The organism is Streptomyces lushanensis (genome assembly GCF_001700515.1).
GTDB lineage: Bacteria > Actinomycetota > Actinomycetes > Streptomycetales > Streptomycetaceae > Streptomyces > Streptomyces lushanensis.
Window position 1 is genome coordinate 14708 of the sequence record NZ_MAUD01000129.1, and the last position, 17680, is coordinate 32387.

General features: G+C 62.9%; 8 protein-coding genes. All 8 read right to left on the reverse strand.

What is annotated here, in order from left to right; all coding sequences use genetic code 11:
• Positions 1-9 precede the first annotated feature (9 nt).
• The 8 genes from dpdD to dpdE are packed head-to-tail and all read right to left on the reverse strand — an operon-like array spanning position 10 to position 17589.
• Positions 10-2031 carry a protein DpdD gene (gene dpdD / locus BFF77_RS12215; protein ID WP_066947700.1) on the reverse strand — a complete coding sequence of 674 codons (2022 nt, stop codon included), beginning with the start codon at positions 2029-2031 and terminating at the stop codon, positions 10-12.
• The gene (gene dpdK, locus BFF77_RS12220) at positions 2028-2549 is read right to left on the reverse strand and encodes a phospholipase D-like domain-containing protein DpdK (RefSeq protein ID WP_245703373.1); all 522 of its coding nucleotides are present in this window, start codon (positions 2547-2549) and stop codon (positions 2028-2030) included. Before dpdK ends, dpdD begins: the two co-directional genes overlap by 4 nt.
• Positions 2546-7051, reverse strand: a complete 4506-nt coding sequence (dpdJ, locus tag BFF77_RS12225; protein ID WP_066947703.1) for a protein DpdJ — start codon at positions 7049-7051, stop codon at positions 2546-2548. Before dpdJ ends, dpdK begins: the two co-directional genes overlap by 4 nt.
• A complete protein-coding gene (locus tag BFF77_RS12230; protein ID WP_066947754.1) occupies positions 7048-7728 on the reverse strand; it encodes a hypothetical protein in 681 nt (226 codons plus the stop codon). The genes dpdJ and BFF77_RS12230 overlap by 4 nt, the downstream gene beginning before the upstream one ends.
• Positions 7729-7733: 5 nt before the next feature.
• On the reverse strand, positions 7734-10805 hold the full coding sequence (gene dpdH / locus BFF77_RS12235) for a protein DpdH (protein ID WP_066947705.1): 3072 nt from the start codon (positions 10803-10805) through the stop codon (positions 7734-7736).
• Complete coding sequence (gene dpdG, locus BFF77_RS12240) at positions 10798-11709, reverse strand: protein DpdG (protein ID WP_066947708.1); 912 nt, start codon at positions 11707-11709, stop codon at positions 10798-10800. Before dpdG ends, dpdH begins: the two co-directional genes overlap by 8 nt.
• Positions 11709-14312, reverse strand: a complete 2604-nt coding sequence (gene dpdF / locus BFF77_RS33150; protein ID WP_079125070.1) for a protein DpdF — start codon at positions 14310-14312, stop codon at positions 11709-11711. The genes dpdG and dpdF overlap by 1 nt, the downstream gene beginning before the upstream one ends.
• Positions 14305-17589, reverse strand: coding sequence for a protein DpdE (gene dpdE / locus BFF77_RS12250; protein ID WP_079125071.1), 3285 nt, complete (start codon positions 17587-17589; stop codon positions 14305-14307). Before dpdE ends, dpdF begins: the two co-directional genes overlap by 8 nt.
• Between the last annotated feature and the right edge of the window lie 91 nt (positions 17590-17680).

The following is a 17680-nucleotide window of genomic DNA, read 5'->3' on the forward strand; positions in this document are numbered from 1 at the left end:
CCCGCTCTGTTAAGACTCTGCTGCTGCGAGACGGAGCGTATCGACGGCAGCGCGGAGGAGCGACGCGGAGCCACTCCCGTTCGCATATCCGACGTACTTTGTCGTCTTGTTCTGATCAATGAAGCCGGTGGCCGCGTGCTTGGCGCAGCGCGTGGCCACAGCGATCACATTGGCACTACGGGCCTTCTGCCGCAGCTGCGGCGTGCCTACATGGTCGTAGGCCGTCAAGACCTTCACAGCGGGAGCGAGCCGCTTCAGTTCCTCCTGGCATCGGGTGAGCACTGCCTCGTCCAGTGAGTAGAGCAGCAGTGTCGCCGAGGGGAACTCGACGGGCGTGCTCTCCTTGCCGTCTTCGCCGGCAGGAGCATCCCAAGAGAAGTTGATGCCGAGGTCTTCAGAGAGCCGGCGAGCGAAGGCAAGGTCTGCCTCAGTGAGACGGCGGCTGTGTGCAGACAGAGGCCCGAGCAGCTGCGAGCACAGGCTCGTGCGGGCCTCAGGATCAGGGCACGCTGCAAGGAACAAGCGGTCGACGAAGTCCAAGACGGCCGAGGCCCGTTCGGGAGCAACCCACCGTTCCGAGTCCGAACCGATGTCCTTAAGGATCTCCGCGTACTGCTCGGCAGAGGGAGCAGCGCGAAGTGCGATATCCATCAGCGCCTGCAAGGCCGCCAAGTCGCCAGGGCTGTAGCGGTTGAAAAGCACTGCGTTGCGGATGAATGCGTGGGCGCATTCGGGTGCGGGGTCGTCGTAGCCCACGGCATCGATGAACGAGCCTACTGCCCGCCATAGTTCTCGCGCGGCACCGTCGCTCAACCCGTCCAGGAACTCAGCGAGGGTCCCATCGTGCTCTGCAGGAGTGGACCACAAGGTCCACTGTTCCTCATCCAGAGCGTCCTTCGCCGCGCTGTCGCCCTCGGCGAGCGCGAAGAACAGGGCTGGCCAATCGTTGATCGGAGTGGCCGTGTCGGCCGACTCCTCGGGTTGCGCGGCTGTGGAGGCATCGAGGTCGTCCGAAGCCTGCGCAATGAGGACATTGACCTCGTTCAACACAAGCGTGGGGATCTCGGGTGTCTGGTCAAGGTCCTCAGCAGCCGTCACAAACCGGCGTGCGGCCTCTGCGTTCTTGAGGATCACGCAAGCCAGTAGGAGCACCGTCATGGCCTGCGGTCCATACGACCGCGGGTCGCCTGCGAGCAACTCGGGGACGGCCCTGCCGTGGGTGATGAGGTTGGACTTGGCCGCCTCCAGATTCCGAGCCGCGAGTGGCTCCTCCAGAGCAACGGTGTACACGGCGTTCAGGATTGCTGCCTTCACCGGCGCAGGAGGATCTTGCCGGGCCACGTCCTGGAGTGCCGGGAACTCCAGCACCTTGGTACTCGCTCCGAGACGGTCAAGTCTCTTGAGCTTGAGATGCGCGAGATTCGTCGCAGTGAGCCCGCCCGCGGCAGCGAGTTGCTCAAGGAGGTCAAGCGACGCAGCTTCGCCGCCGGCCGCGAGAGCCGCGTCGAACTCGGCGATGAGACGCCCGACCGGCTTTACGACGCGCCATAGCCTCGGCGGACGCCTCAGGTAGGTCTGGTGCATCAGTAGCAGAGCATCAGTCAGGCCCTGCCGGTACTTGTCGCTCTCCCCGGTTGTCAGCCGGAAAGTGGAACGTTCGCCAGCCAGGTCGATGACGGCGCGTTCCACGGGATCGTCCCGGTTGAGGAGGGTTGGACGAAGGCCACCGCGCTCCATGTTGCAGTAAATGTACGTAGGCCCGGCAAATGCCTCAATGAGTTCAGCTGTCTTGCCGGCATCTGCTGGGTCACGTGCAATGGCGTACATCGAGTACGACTGGTTTTCGGCGACCCAACGAGGGAGAACGATGGGCGCGTCGTTATCGCCAAGCGCGATCTTGACGAAGGGCTCGGTGCGCGCTGTCCACGAGTGCTTGGGGTCCATCTTGGGCCATGCGTCGTTGCCCTCGCCGAAGAACCTGTGCAGGAACGCCTGGATACGATCAATGGTCCAGGACGTGGTCTGGTTCATTCTCCGTTCCCCCACCGCTCGGCCAGGTCAATGCGTGCTTGAGCGGCAGCGTCGCCGCCTGCCCGGTAAGTGATCTTTTCGTCGTTCCGGGCCATGCCTCGGATCGTGAAGTTCATCGATCCACTCAGCATCCAGTCATTCCCGCACAGCGTCTTCTCGTGGATATCCGGGTCGCGGACGATGTGAAGCTTCCTTCCTGATGCCGCCTTCATCAGCCGGCGCAGGAAGTCCTCGTTGTGGGAATCATCGCGGGTCACGACGTGTACCTGTGCGCCACCATGGGCGATGCGGGCCACGGCGTCTGAGAGTCGGCACCCCACGGGAGGGGTGTCGCCAAAGAGTGCGTCGTAGGCCCCGTGGCTGTTGTCGAGGACCTGGACGTCGGTGATCCACGCGGACACCAACCATAGGTGGTCGCTGGGTGCGATGAACTCCGCAATCAGCGCGGCGGACAGCATGGTGTCAACGCGAATCGCGGTGTGCTGCCCAGTGCGGAGGGTTCGTTCCTGGGATTTCACTGGGCTGCCTCCCTCAATTCGACCCTGACTCGAATCTCGTTCTGGTGGCGGACCACGCCGCAGACTTCTCCGTAGACGCGCAGCACATCCCGGTCGATGGGCGTGACCGGAACCTGCTTCAAGGCTTGAGCCATCAGAGTTGCGTCTCCCGCTGGACAGACCATCTCGACAGCCGAGGTCGCGGTCAATTGCTGCCGGTAGGCGTTATCCCAGGTGGGCTTGGTGACGTCGATCACCGGTATACGGTCATCATGTGCGGCTTGGACCAGCAGACGCTCGAGGACGGGGCCGTCGGCATATGGCTGGTAGTGCTTCAGGTCTTGAGTGCGGGCCTGGTGGCCACGGGGCCACAGAAGACTGAAGACCTGGTCTGCGGTCAGGGACCGGGCGCCTTCCATCTGGAGCTTGCCGGATCCTACGGCGTATGCGATTACGCGAGCGTCGACCTCGACCCGGAGACGTCGCTCCAACTCCGTCCATGCGTCAACAAGGACGAGAGCGGTGACGTCAGTATCGGGTCCAGACCCCGGGCGCAGAAGCCGCGTGGACAGGGCAGCAACAGCTGCATGCCGAGGCGGGCCGTCGAGCCGTGCCCAGGCCTCGCGAAGGACGTCCAGAGCGTCCTCGGCCTCCTTGGCGGAACTGCCAGCCCGGAGTGTCGCCATTGCCTGGGCAGCTGTTCCGCTGGGTTCGTCGATGACGTGCCGGAGGAACCGGGTCAGCGTGGCGTCGACGTACTCGTATTCGCTTGGCGCGAGGCTGCTCGTCACAAGCCCCCAGAATCGCCGGGGATCCTTCGAGTAGAAGTCGACCAACTGCTCAACGATCCCCAACCCCCCCACGGACGTTTCACTGAGCCACACCTCGGTGAGCGAGTCCTCTCCCGCACCGGGAAGTGTGTCAACGATGAGATCGCCGTCCTGTGCGTTCGGCCACGCGCGTTGAGCAGCAGCGAGAATCGCAGCTGCCATCGTGTCGCGGTATGTGCGCCGCGCGAGCGGGCTGGTCTCAGCTGAAATGTCCTCTGCTACCAGCAGCTCTGCTGCCCTGTCCAGAGCGGTGATGACCGTGCTGTTGGCGACAAGCTTGATCAACTCTGACACGAGTCGATCACCGTCGACCTCCTGCTCAGTCACGTCGGAGTCACGGTAGAGCACTTGGAAGATCTTGGAGAGATCGTGAGTCCAGGAACCGTTCTTCAGCAGCGCACGGACGTCAGCGTTCGTGCGGTTCCCGTCGAGTCCGGTCAGAGCGAACGCGGTCAGATAGATCTGGGCCAGGCGCTCCCTCTGGAAGCTGTCGGAGATCTCGGCCAAGGCCGGATCATCCTGAACCGTATGCAAGAAGGCCAGAGAGCGCCACTGAGGCGTAGTGAGGTACTCCCTGACAGCTGGATCGTCGAGGTTGAGCGGCTTGAGTGCGAAGCGGATGGCGTCGACACCCAAGGCGAATCCGAGTGCGGCCGGTCGTCCCCGGAGTTCGTATCGAACAGTGCGGGCTTGACTGTTCTGGCGTTCCCGGCGGACGTTGCACTCAGCGCCGAACGTCATGCGGCGCACTTGTACAGGGTTGCCGGCCGCGTGAGTCGCAAAGCTGACCGTGTCAATGCGACGTTGCCAGGGAGAAGGCTTCGGCACGGTCCCCTCACTGAGGGGTGCGTCGTCCTCCACTACGATCTGGGTGCCCCACTGCGGCTGTCCGTGGGACTGGTCCACGATGTCGGGATCGGGTTGGGAAAGCGCGAGACTCAATGGGCGGACGACTTCGAAGTGGGCGCCATCGCATCCATGAGGCTGCCAGGTTCCCTCCAGCCTGCCCTCGGTGACGATTTCCCTCAGGTTGAGCACGTGGCCGTCCTCGTCGGGGATGGGGAGCCACGTGCGGTGAGTGTCGTCCAGGTATCCGAAACGTCGGCTGACCCGTCCCGGCACGGCTTCAGTCAGCGCCTTACCGATGGGCATGTGCTCGATGGATCCGTCCCCATTGTCGAAGGGGAGTTCCAGATCGACCTCAGGAAGGTTCAGCGGCTCGAACAGGGTACGGGTGATGAACTCGGGCAGCATGGCCTTCTTGCCCATGCCCGGGTCGTTTACAAGAGGTTCCCAACGAGAGCGGAGCCGGCGAAGAGCGGTGGGCACGACGGCCATGAGGAGGGAGCGAGGCTGTTCCCACAATACGGCCTGCGCGTCGTCAACGCTGATCTTCAACGCCTTGACGAGGTGTCGTGCAAACTCGTCCTGGACACGCTCCTCGGTCAGCAGTTGATGCAGGATTTTGATCAGTCCGAGGCGCTCGTTCTCGTACTCGGACAAGATCCTCGGGTCATCCGGGGTTGTCAGGAGCTTACGCACGTCGCCCCGCCCGACCTGGACACGCATCCTGCGCCCGGCCCAGTCAAGGAGAGCCTGCGCTCCCTGGATCTTGAGGACGTACCGGTTCTTGAGCGGCAAGGTCGTGGCAGCGACCTCCGGAGCAAAGAGCGTTTCGTAGCCCTGGTAGGCCAGGCGATCGCGACCGTAGTCCGACAAGGTCACAATGGTCAGCGGCCGAGTCCCGCGCTCTCGGCCAGCGCGGCCGCGGCGCTGGATGAACGAAGCAGCATTCCGCGGTGCCTTGTGCTGAAGGACGAGACCAACCCGGGGATCGTTGAAGCCCACTTCCAACGACGCCGTAGCGATGGTGAGGTTCGCATCGCGGTTCACCCCCGCGTCCTGGGATGAGGTCCGCCCGATGATCAAGGGATGCATGCGGAGATCGGGGTCGAGTTCATGACCGATCCGCTCGACGAGTTCCCAGTTCTGTCCCTCGAGGTAGCGAGGCCCGGGCTCAGGGCGCGCACGTGACCGCAACCCGGCCAGCACGTCACCCCGGCGATTCGTGCGCCCACGGTGGTCCTGGTCGCCCTCGGCGTCGCGGAGGTACTTGTAGAAGCGGTTGGTGACGTCCAGGGCATCCGTGAAGAGGAACCCGGTCGAGCCGTAGAGGAAGGCGTCGTCACCGTTGTCGAGTACGCGGCCCCAGAGCATCGCAGTCTGGATCGACGTGGACAGGAGACTGGCTCCCGAGACTGGGTCGCCTCGCAGCGCGAGCGCGTACTCGCGGCCTTCCCGCACCATGGTGGCATCGTCGGGTGCAATGGGGTCCACGTCGCTCTCGCGCAGGCCGACCAACTGTGCGAAGAACTGGTTCGCGTCGCGCAGTGTGGCGCTGAGGCCCACGAAAGTTACGGGTTTGCCTACTGCGTCCCTCCATCTGCGTAGGAGGTAGGCGACCTGCGCCCCGTGCACTCCCGAGTAGGTGTGCACCTCATCGAGGAGCATCAGGGACGGCACGCTTCCCCCGCGCCAGCCCAGGAGGCTATCGAGGTAGCCGTCGGCGCTGCAATTGTTCAGCATCTCGGTAGTGGTGAACAACAGGTGCGGCGGGTTCTTCTTCAAGGACTCGCGAGTCAGGGCGAGTTGACCGTCCGGGATGTCGTCCCCGCAGCGTCGGCATATGAGGCGTTCAACGCGTTCAGCGCGGTCCCTGTCGGACCAAATCAACTCGCCGTCTTCACACTCAGGGCTGGGACAGGGAAGGAAGGGACACACGGCGCCGTCCCCTGCACGTGCCCAACGGCCGGAACCTCGTCCGGGCTGAAGTCGCCAGTCGTCGGCGTGATTCGGGGTGCCTCCGTAGAGTGCGCCGAGACGCAGAGGCCTCTTCCCCTGGCTGACGAGCGCGCTCTGAACGCTGCGAGCATTGACGATCGCATCGCGCAACTGATCCCGCAGCAACTCAGTTCGCGGATACAGAGCCAGAGTGTGGATCCTGTTCTGAACCCTGCTGTGGGCGTACTCCGCTATGGCCGCGAAGGCGGGCAGGTAAAAGGACAGCGTCTTGCCACTGCCGGTGCCGGCGCTGACGATGATGCCCTTGGAACGGTTTTGGCCTCGCAGTGAGGAGAAGACAGCTTGCGTTGCCTCCAATTGAAAACGGGCGAGGTCCTTGCCGCCCAGTTGATCCTGGGCAACGCGGTCTTGAAGATCGCCCCAACCGGGAAGGGCGCGCAACTCCTTGAGTGCCTGGGAGCCCGGAATGTCTCGATCCGGGTAACGGCGGTAGCGAACGTGTAGGCGGTAGTCAGCAACGAGCCGCTTCCCTTGCCGCCACCACCCGTTGGGTGTGTCGTCTGCCCAGTCTCCGCGAGGACGGAACAGTTGACGCAGTCCCGCGGTCAAGCGCAGAGCTTCAGCAAAACGAGTGCGGTACCAGATCGATCCGTCAGTAGGCCAGGACACCTTGAAGAGCAGCGCGCGGCCCTGCATCTCGCGGAGGATCTCGACAGCTGATAGTGCTGGCGGATTCTCGCATTCGTCGAGGAACCGCTCAATGCAGTTGAGGACGTCATCCTCTGAGAGCGCACCTTCCGTCACGCCCCACATGAGGAGGGGCAACTCAAGATCTTCAAGTTGGTTCAGGAGTTCGTTGACGAACTTCCGGTCTACGGGGCTCTGGTTCACGAACCCTTCCTCTTCAGGGTGATGTGGGCGTCCATCCGGCATTCGCGAAGGAGCGCGATCTCTTCGTCTGTGACGTCGCCTAGCGTCAGGCCAGGCTTCTCGCGTAGCCGATTCAGCAGGTCGACAAGTGCTTCCGGCGGATCTTGAGTATCTTGAAGAAGTTCCGCCAGTCCGGCGTACGTGGTTGCGAATGTGGTGATGGCGTCTTTGGACGCCTTACCCTTGGCGATTCGCTCCAGTTCGAGTTGTCGCTTGGATGCCTGCTCCTCGGCCTCGAATTCGACAAGCATCGAGATTCGTGCCAGGGGAAGTTCCGCGAGGAGTTGCTCCGTCCAGGCAGACCAAGCCGCTTGATTCTCTTCCGCGAGGCGATCGGTTGCCGCCTGTGTCTTCTTCTTCGCCGTGTTGAACACCTGGTTGGAGGGGAGTCCGCTGGGTCCCAGACTGCGTTCAAATCCAACTCTGCCGTCATCGATGCCGGACAAGTCGATGCCAATTCCCGCGCCGCGGGACTGCAGAGCCTGCGTGACGGCCAGTTGCGAGCGAAGCTGGTTGAGCTGAGAGCGGAGTTCCAGCAACCGGCTTGATACACGAGCGGCCTGCCGCTGAGAGTCCTCGCCATCCGCGATGCGTGAAGCGTGATCCTCAAGCAGCTTTGCCTTCTCGTACACGGACATCCGGGTCACTGTTGATCAACCCCTTCAACTGCCAGGGAACGCCATTCGGCAACGAGTTCCTGCACGCCCTCGGCTGCGCTCTTTGCGGCCGAAGAACTCGCCCGCATCTCGGCACCCTTCAGTGCCTCATCAAGCCACTCATCAGCGACACAAAGCAGGTTCCGGATAACTGCGATGGAAGCTCCTCGGTCCTGGGCGGCCGTACGGATGCGCGCAGTCAGACGCGACGCCTCAGGGCGATCGTCGTCGAAACACCGACCCAGGTCGTCTTCCAAAGCGGAGATCGCGGACCACTCCACAGCAGCAGCCTGCTCAAGGAGAGCATCGAGTTCACGCGCTCGTTGGGCGGGCAACGACAGACTGACCTCTCTTGCCCTGTCAACGGCAGATCTGATGCTGGCCAGGGTGTGATTCCCCGGGGTGCCGCGGGGTTGCCGCATTCGGATGTCGCTCAGCCAGTCCCTGAGCACCGTGACTTGCCCGTCGATGAGCGCGGACCACGACGCGAATGGTTTGACTGCGGGCTTCACCCACTCTGGGATGCTGCCCGCCGGCATTTCCCACGCCCAGGTGCCTGTTGCCTCTTCCAGCAGAGGGACTGCCCGGGCTGCATCGATCATGCCCACGGCTCCCCTGCTGCCCTGCGAGATGCCGATTCCGGTACGAATACGCTTCACCAGGGCGCTGCGCGCCGACAGGTGCTGATTGAGGGCGGCGGTCCACCGGTCCGGCCTTGACATGACGCCGGCACCTCTCCAAGCGTCGCCGTCGTCCACCGCTGCCGCCAGGAGCTCTTCGATGCTCATGCCAGGCCAGCAGCGGCCAGCAAGAACTGCTCCCAGAACGGACGCCCGTAGGCCCAGGACAAGGTCGTCGTCCGTGACTTCCAAGTTGCGTTGAACCCGGGATGCCAGCGCACCGGCGTGCCGCTCGGCGAGGGTCGCGAGCCTCCGGATGTCCTCTCCGCGGACCTGGTCCAACCCGTTCTGTGCGCGGACCAAGCTCTGGAAGAACCTGCTGTTCGTAGCACTCCGCTTGAACTGGATCGGCGCGCTATCAGCACCTGTGATGCCTGCGACAGCAGAGCCTTCGATGCTGACGACGGTCGCGTTGTTCGGCCAGCCCTTCTCCTTCACGTTGCCCTGGGCCTGCATGAGCGGCGTATTCCAGCGATACCGCTCGGCTACTGCTGTGGCGATGACTGTGCGGATGGCTCGGGCATGATCCTGCTTGAGGTCGTCGCCGCGGGTCACCCACTCCTCGATGTTATGGAGGCTCCGCTGAACAGACAGCGGATAGATCTTGTGTTCCGTCTTGGCAGTGCCTGACGTGGCGCTGTGTTGGGGGGAAGGCTCAACCTCACGTCGCGGCTGCTGCGGAGGGGCTTGGACCCCGGCAGCCATGGGGTTGAGAGCAAAGGCCTCCAACACTGTGGAATCGATTTCGATGCCCCGAGCAGCCGCGTCGCCCCAGAACTCAAGGATCAGCTTCCGCCGTGGGCCGGCCACCCGATCATTGCTATCGATGAACGATCGCACGGCTGTGTCGAGCGTTGTGTCGATGTCAGCCGTAGGGAAGCTCTCGGAGAAGGCCACATCGGGAAACTCCCCGCGCCGCAGTGACCCAGCGTGCTCAATGAGAATTGGTCGTACCACGCTCCCGAGCACCGTTCGGGGGACGAACCCCCACGGTTCATCCTTCGAAGCGGTGGAGTGGACCATGCGAGTCAAGGCTGGGCGATTGAAGGGGTAGAGCCCATATCCATCGCCCGATGCTCCAAACGCGTCGTGACAACGAGGCTGCAGGGGACAGGTGTCACATGCGTTCGGCGGTTCGGCACCGCCTACCTGTTCCAGTTGATCCTTGCCGATGCGCGCTGCGTTGAGGTAGCGGCCAACGAATGCAGCGATGGCTTCTTCACCGGTGTCTTCTTCACTGAACGGAACATCCAGGTCATACGCGTATCCCAGGTTTGCTTGTACACGGGTGAGCGCAGTCTCTGGCAAGTCACGGAAGTAACCAGTCGTTACCGCCATAAGGGTACGGATGGGGGCTAGCCGTGTCGTCCCCTCCCGGTGGGCGGCTTCGACGACGGCGTCCAGCAGGTCCTTCTGCACCCCCTGAATGAGGGCAAAGTCCTCGATGAGGAGAATGATCTCTTTGCCCTGTCGGTGGTACTCCTCACGGACAAGGGTCATGGCCTCTAGCAAGCGACCCATGCCCAGGTTGAAGCTGCGATTGATCGCAGTCTCCAAGTGCTCGTTCAGGAGGTCGATCGCGATCTCTTGGAGTTCGGCCTTGGAGCTGAGAACCTGGACCCATTTCTTGGCGAGCACCGAAGCCTTGCTGACGTCAGTGATGTCTAGCGGGAGATCATCAACTGTGAACTTCGGTGGGCGATCTTCATCTCCCTTGGTGCGGTCCCGAAGGAGGTAAGTGGCCAGTTGTGGAACAAATTTCTTGGGCTGGAGCATGAATTCACTGACGTGCGGATCGTCAAGGAGTGCTCCGAGACCATGAGGGCCGAAGAGTTGCCGCGCCGGTCCTGATACACCGCTTCCAGTCTCGGCTACGAGGGCCTCATTAAGGGAATGGATCAGTCGCCGAGCAAGAGCCGACGCATCGATATCAGCGGTGAATTTGTGGATCTCCGACTTGAGTTGCTTCAGTTCGTCACTGTCCGCCTTGGCGATCAGGCTCTGCACCACTGCCTTGAGGCTTGTCCTATGCTTCTCAAGGTAGATGATCTCGCGATCATGAGGCCTGTCGTCGACCAGTTCGAGGTGCTCACGGACCCATCTGACGAGGTGAGACTTTCCGGACCCGGACTCGCCCACGATGGGCATAAGCAATGCGCCGCTGTTGGACTCGTGGTTCAGGAAGTCGTGAAGGACCGTCCGCTCGTCAATCGGCTGGCCTTCAAGCACGAGTTGCCGGCCGTCGAGCCGCGCTCGTTGGATACGCAACGGCGCATGAGTGGCCCGAAAGACAGCAGGAGAAGGGGAGATCGCCTCCACGCTGATGGTGTTGGCGGCCGTGGCGGGATCCCAGCAGACCTTCCCGCGGAAGTCAGGCACTTGGGACCTCCTGGATCGTGATGTCGCTTACGTAGCGCGGACTCGAGGGCTGCTCTGGATCGGTCACCTGCAGCACCAATGCGGCATCGGAATCGAGTTCCAGACGCAGCCAGCCCTCGTCGTTACCGCGAAGCAGCGCAAAGGAGAGGGACGGGCCCGCTACACGGTCACCGGGGTTGGGGAGGTCGAGAGCCAGGGAGTATTGGGCGCCGGAGAGTATGGGCAAGTGCTCGCGGATGCTTCGGACGGCTGTTACGGCATTCACCTGGCGGCCCGTCTCCCACAGGCGCTGTATGACGTATCTGACCGCAGCGGTGCAGTCGGGTACCAATCGACTGCCACCTCCGCCGGCAAGGAGTGGTCGTGCTGCGAGCCCTAGCGCCGGGGCCCAGTCGCAGAACTGTCGCCATCGCTCGGCGTTTACGACAGCCGGTCCCGCCTCGGGCCTGAGAGGGGTCTCCTTCATGAGGTCCTGCGCCTGGTCCCAGTCCACGGGAGGGCCCATGGGATCTAGCGTGAGGAACCATGTCAGGGCACGCGTGAGGTCTCGGGATTCTCTCTGTTCATCGTTGTCGCCCAAACCACTGTTGCGCTCAGGTGCGAAGACGGCGCTGCGCAGCGCAGCCGCGAATGCGTCCCAGTCTTGGCCGTCGAGATGCTCAGCGGGTCCCATGAGCGTCAGCTCACCGGTGGATTCGTCGACGTGAAGCAGCCCTAGCTCCCGCAGCGTCTTGACGGCCTTGTTGAACATCTCCGACGCATCTTTGTCACCAGATGCGAGGGTCGGTGGATTCAGCAGAGCGCGTGCGCCGTTGAGTGGTACTGGCTTCTTCGAGTGAGCCAGTAGACGGACGACTGCCCACATGGGGTCGGGGCGCGAAGCGTCCACGTTGATCAGGGCCATCAGAACGACTCCAACGCGGTCTGGACGGAGAAACTTTGAGGATGAAAAGCGCCGAAGGTCAGGGCTGGGCGACTCGGATCCGGCGTGCTTCGCGGGTGGATCAAGTAGGTCACGTCTGGTGAGTCAAGTCGCGACCTGAGTACCCGGTCCATCGGTGAGGGATCGTCTTCCAGAACCCAGACGATGGGGCCTTCGTAGAAGCGGAGTAGATCCGCGTCGGTGTCGCAGATGATCGGGTGCGGTGCCACATCCTCCTGAAGGGCTTCAGCTAGAGATGGCGTGATTCCTGGCCCACCAATGACATTCATGCCACGAAGGGCCAGCATCTCCAACAGCCTAGGCACCTTGACCTGACGGTCATTCTCGGTCCCCCACCACAAACTGAGGCAGGACGCTGTACCTCGCATGCTTCGGAGTGGATCGTGGCTGGTCCGGCTAGGGGCTGGAACCAGTGGATGAGGGTCTCCGGCCAGCTTGTAGAAGCCGTTCTCCTGTGGAAGGCCTGTCGTTCTACAACTGGGGCAGCCTCGGCAATTCACCCCTGTCAGCAGTGGGGCACCGCCTTGCTGGACGCGGTAGTAGGTGCTGAGAACCTCGCCTGTGCATCGATCACCGCGTAGCAGGGTGCGGAGATTGGCTAGGGCGTGTCGCTGCGCGGTGATTGAGCGCCGGCGCTCCGCTTCGAACCGAGTCCGGAAGTGCTCCTCGTCGTTGGTCTGAGTGTCTTCGAGCGTGACGTCCACGTGCGTGAATGCCACCTCGTAGAACCGGTCGAGGCGTTCCTGGAAGGCTGCGCGTGGTTCGTCATCGCGTCGCTGGGGCGGTTCAGGAACGTGGAGACCGATGAGCCCAGCGCGCAGCATGAGGTTCAGGGTGCGGATGTTCCAGTCGCGGTTGGCCTCGGAGGTGTCGTGGACGTTGTCCGGGATGGAGTCAAGATTGACAAGGTAGTGACGCGGACGTGCGTAGGTCTTGTCTCTGAGCGTCCACATCCACCGCCACCTCGACCACGCCTTGTCTGCACCGATGATCGCTTGCCGATTGATGCCCTCGGCGACGGGCTCATCCCGAGGGGCGGACGCCAGGTAGGCCACGGACGGACGTCCGTCCCGGCCTGTGCGCCCTACCTCCTGGTAGTAGCGGTCGACGGTTTCGGGCAAGCAGGCGTGCACCACACTGCGGACGTCGGGTAGGTCTACACCCAGGCCGAAGGCTGAAGTTCCTACGACGATGTCGTATCTGGTGGGGATAGGGCCCGAAGCGGAACGGCCGCTCCAGCCTTCCACTGCGTTTCGGCGTTCGTCGGGGCTGGAATAGCCTGCGACGTCAGCTACTCGTGCGAAGCCGGCTGTGCGTAGGCGGTCGAGCCACGCCTTAGCGTCCTTCCGCTCTGTCACGTACAGAGCTAGTGGTTTCGGTAGACGGTCGATGGCGCGAAGGACTGCCTCGGTGCGCTGCTCCTCGTCCGTGAAGGCATCGATGTAGTAGCTGGGTTCATGGCGCACCTGGGCGCCCCAAACGATCTCGGCTGGCTTGGGGTCTGCGAAGAGTTTCTCGAGCGTGGTTACCTGCTGTTCGGTGAGTGTGGCGCTCATGCAGACCGTCACGGGTGCACGTCCGGGCGGTGCTGCGCTCAGCCAGGTCCGACGGTGGACGGACATGGTTTGGAACTCAGGTCGAAAGCCTTCGCCCCATTGCTCGACGAGGTGGGCCTCGTCAATGACGAAGTAATGAAGGTGGCCTGCCTCGGCAGCATCTTCCAGCGCAGACTTAAGTCCAGAAACCAGCGATTCAGGGTTTGTGAAGACTAGCCGCTGTTTACCTGTCCGGATATCTTCTCGTATTTGTTGCTTGAGGTTCTCGTCGAGGCCGCCGATGTAGGCGTAGCGGCCGGAGGGACTTTGTCGTCCGCGGCTGTTCAGCAACTCCTGGGCGCGACGTTCCATGTCCAACGCGAGCACGACAGTCGGCACTACGACCAACGTGACTCCGGTACGGTTGCTTGCGAGCAGAGCCGGAGCCTGTACGAGGGCGGTCTTGCCGTGGCCGGTCGGCAAACAAGCGATGACAGTGCTGCCAGGCTCTGCGAGTGCCACAGCGCGCGCAGCTTGCCGCTGCCCGATTGACTTGTACTGAGCGTAACCGCTGCCGAGAGCACGGATCCAAAAGGGGTCAGGTGGACACGCCTCCAACTCAATGTGTGCTTGAAGGCTTTCCCCGAGGTGGACCTTCTCCAAGTCGTACGTGGCTGCTTCGTCAGCTTTCTGATCTTCCCCGCCAGGGTGCCACGGCCGGGCTGTGACCAAGACACGACGGCTGTCCGGGAGCGCATGGCAACGCATCTGGTCCCACTGTTCTCGCGTGGGCAGCGGTGCGCCAGTTGGAACTGAAAGGCCAAAGGTGTTTCCGCCGGCCTGAGCTTCGAGAAGGATCTGCCGTGTCAATGCTGCCACGTCACGCCACGAGGCCCTCTGTTCAGTCAGGCCGTCGAGGGCATCCTTGAGCCGCCGCAATGTGCCGCTGTATTCCGCCTCCTCCGGCGTCGGGACAACGAACGGCCAAGCGTCAAAGAGTTGCTGTGCCCCAATCCAACTGTCACGCACCTGCCTGTGCCCCCTTTCGCTCAGCGCGGAGAACGCAGGTTGCAACCATGAGCCGTACGCTGGGCTGCATGAGGCCGTCGATGAGCAGACCAGCGGTCTTCACATCTGCCAGTTGGCTTTCGTCCTCACGCAGGAGGCGACCGGCAGCCCTGCGGGCCTCTGCCTGCGCCCGAGTCACGGCGAGTCGCCGGCGACCGCGTTCCTGGGCCTCGGCACAGAGTGCCTTCAGGTCAGTGACGCGGAAGAGTTCGTCGCGTGCGACCTTCTCGGCGGTCTCAGCAGCATGCCGGAACTCCGACCAGCCACCGAACACGTCGATGAGAACACGAATCCGCTGACCACTCAGGTTTTGACACTCTTGGTTGCTGTAGGAGTCGTTCAGCCATTCGAGCGCCGAGGCCAGCGTCAGTGCCTCGGCGCTTCCAGCCCGCACCCACACTCTGCGCGTGAACGGCGGAAGCAGGAAATCGGCCTGGCGCTGCAACGCCCGTTCCACCTCTCCCCGGTTGGCCATCGCCTCTGCCGCCACGGAGATGTCGGCCTCAACCAGGAAGTCGAAGCCGTAGTAGGGCTCCGGGTCACCCATGTGGCTGGGGTCCGCTCGCTGGTAGGCAGTGGCCTGGCCACGTTCGTCGACGTCGCTCAACGCGGCGAGCGCGTCGATGAAGGGGTTGCCTATGCGGAACAACCTTGTGCCAGGATCACGCAGGGCCCTGGACCGGTTGAACGTCCCCTGGGCCATGGCAGGATCCAGCGCCGCGGTCTGCGCCACGTAGAGCCGCGGCGGCACCTGCGGCCGTGACCCAACGAGATCGAAGGCGCTCTTGCCGGCCGTGCGCTCGTAGTGGCGGATGTTGATACCGCCAGATCCTGCGCTCGTGTACCGGAAGACACCGCGCTGGATCTCTCTCCACTCCAGTTCTAGCCCCCTGAGGGTCTTGACCATGCTGTCTCGGTCATCGACATCGAGGTAGATGGCTTCGAGCATGTCCATCTTCTCGATCTGTTGGCGCGCTTCGCGGAGCTGATCTTGAACTCGTTGCTGGGCGGACGCGAGCCCGGACGGGCCATCTCGTAGGGCGTCGCTCCAGACAGCATCGCGGCCTTCTGCGATGGCGTCCTGCAGTGTCGACACTGACCTCGAAAAGACGTCGTAGCCCTCACGCAACAGGTTGAGCCACGCCGTGCCAAGGGCTTCATCCTCGGCGCTTGCGCTGACCACGTACTGGCTGGCTTCATCGAGTTGGCTGCCGGACTCGCCACTAGGATAACGGTCAACCCGTCCGATCCGTTGTTCGAGCTGGTTGGGGTTCCACGGCAGGCGCATATGAACAACGGCACTCGCGACCTGAAGGTTCAGGCCATCCTCGGCGGTGTGGTCGGCGACAAGGACGGACGTGCCCGGCGCCGTGCGCCACTTCGTGACCGCATCCTCAGAAGCCGCCGCTCCGGCTTGTGCGGTGTGCTCCACAACACAGGCTGTACGAGACAACCGCCGTAGATACGACGCCAGTTGTTGCGCCAGCACGCCCGCACCGCAGAAGACAACGATGCGTCCACCGCGATTCAGAGTTGGGACGAGGGCGTTGACTGTCGCCTTGAGTGGCTGGTTGCCCTCTGCTTCGTCGAGGTGCCTCTCTAGCTCGTCGAGTGCTTCCACCTCTGCAGGGATGAGAGTGGGCACGGCGAGCATGGCCTGTTCCTGGGCACTGAGGCCGGCTCGTTGCGCCGCCTCGGCATCTCTGCGGACCCGCCAGCGCAGGGCATCGACGAAGTCGTCGAAGGGCCCGCCTGTCCTGGACATGAGGACACCGAGGATGCGGGCGTACGCGGTGGTCTGATCTTCAAGCCCGGCATCGAGCAAGGAACTCGAGACGCCAATGCGCCACTCTGTAAGGGCAGTTTCGACCGCATCAAAGGTGGACGCCAGGGTGATGACGTCCGAGAGCTTCCGCCCGCGGACAGCGTAGGATTCGCCTTCTTCAGTATCGTCTTCCGGCCTCTCCACCTGGTCGCGCCGGTGTCGGATCACCCGACGGTGTAGGCGGTACGTCTCGCTGATGTGCCCCCGCAACTCCTCCACGCGCAGGGAGAGCTCATCGGGTTCTACTTCATCGCGGAGGTCATCGTCCTCAGTGAGACATTCGACGATCCGATCTGCAAGGTGCTCAAATCGGGGGTCATCGGGAAGGATCCGCCGGATGTTTTTGAGCGTGGACCTCAGCAGGAAGGTGAAGGTGGCATCCAGGGCGTAGACGCTGTCGGCCAACTCGGCTCGTAGGGCATAGCGGTGCTCGAAAGCTTCGCGGTCGTCCCAGCTGTAGAGGTCGCGGTCGAGCAGGTGCAGCAGGCCGAGGTGAGTGGTGTAATGCGAAGTCACGGGGGTCGCGGACAAAAGCAGAAGCTTCGGTGCGGAGTGCGCCAGGGCGGCTAATTCCCGGTAGGGCGAGAGGCCCTCGTCGGCGTTCTGGACCAGTGCATGGGCTTCGTCCACCACGACAAGTGCACTGTCGTGGTACGCGGACCACTTCTCCGGCGTCTCGTGGGACGTGATCACAATCCGGGCTGAAGGAAAGTCGTCGACGAAGAACTTGCTGCGGAGCTCCTTGTCCCACTGGCGCCGCAGTGACTCGGGGGCAACGACTGTTATTCGTACCTGCGGATCGTCCAGGAGGGTCTGCCGGATGACAAACCCAGCCTCGATGGTCTTCCCCAGGCCTACTTCGTCTGCGATGAGGTATCGCTGCACCGGATCAGTGAGCACCGTCATTGCCGCGCGGATCTGGTGTGGGAAGACCTCGGCAGCCGAGGACAGCAGCGCAGCCATGTTCGCGCAAGCAGCCCGTTGTGCAACGAGGTCACGTAGGAAGGGAAGCCGAGCGTCGCGGAAGAACCCCGACTCGCCACCACCACTCGTGAGGACTTGGAGGGGATCGTGAACGGGGCGGTCCCAGCGCACTCGGAGATCGCACTCGTTCGCGCGCTCGTTCCACTTCTTGTTGGGAACCTGGATGAAGTATTCCGGGAGATGCTCCCCCGTGACCCGGGCAGCGAGCCAATCTCCGGTGCTCGGTTCGCGCCAGTAGACCCGCGTTTCTGCTTCGAGTTTGGCCCGCCAGCAGCTCTTCGCCGGCACACGCTGAGAGTGGACGACCTCCTCAGCTACTGATTCGAAGAAGTCGACGCGCAGCAGCTCGCCGTCGATGGCGCCAACCCGGCCGATGCCCGGAGCCCCCGTGAACTCGACGAGGTGTCCAACCGCGAAGCCCGAAGACATACTTCTGCTCGCCCCCCACCTGCTGATTTAACAACTGGCACGAGCTTAAGCGCATCCACTGACAACGCAGTCGACGGAGTAGATCGCGAAT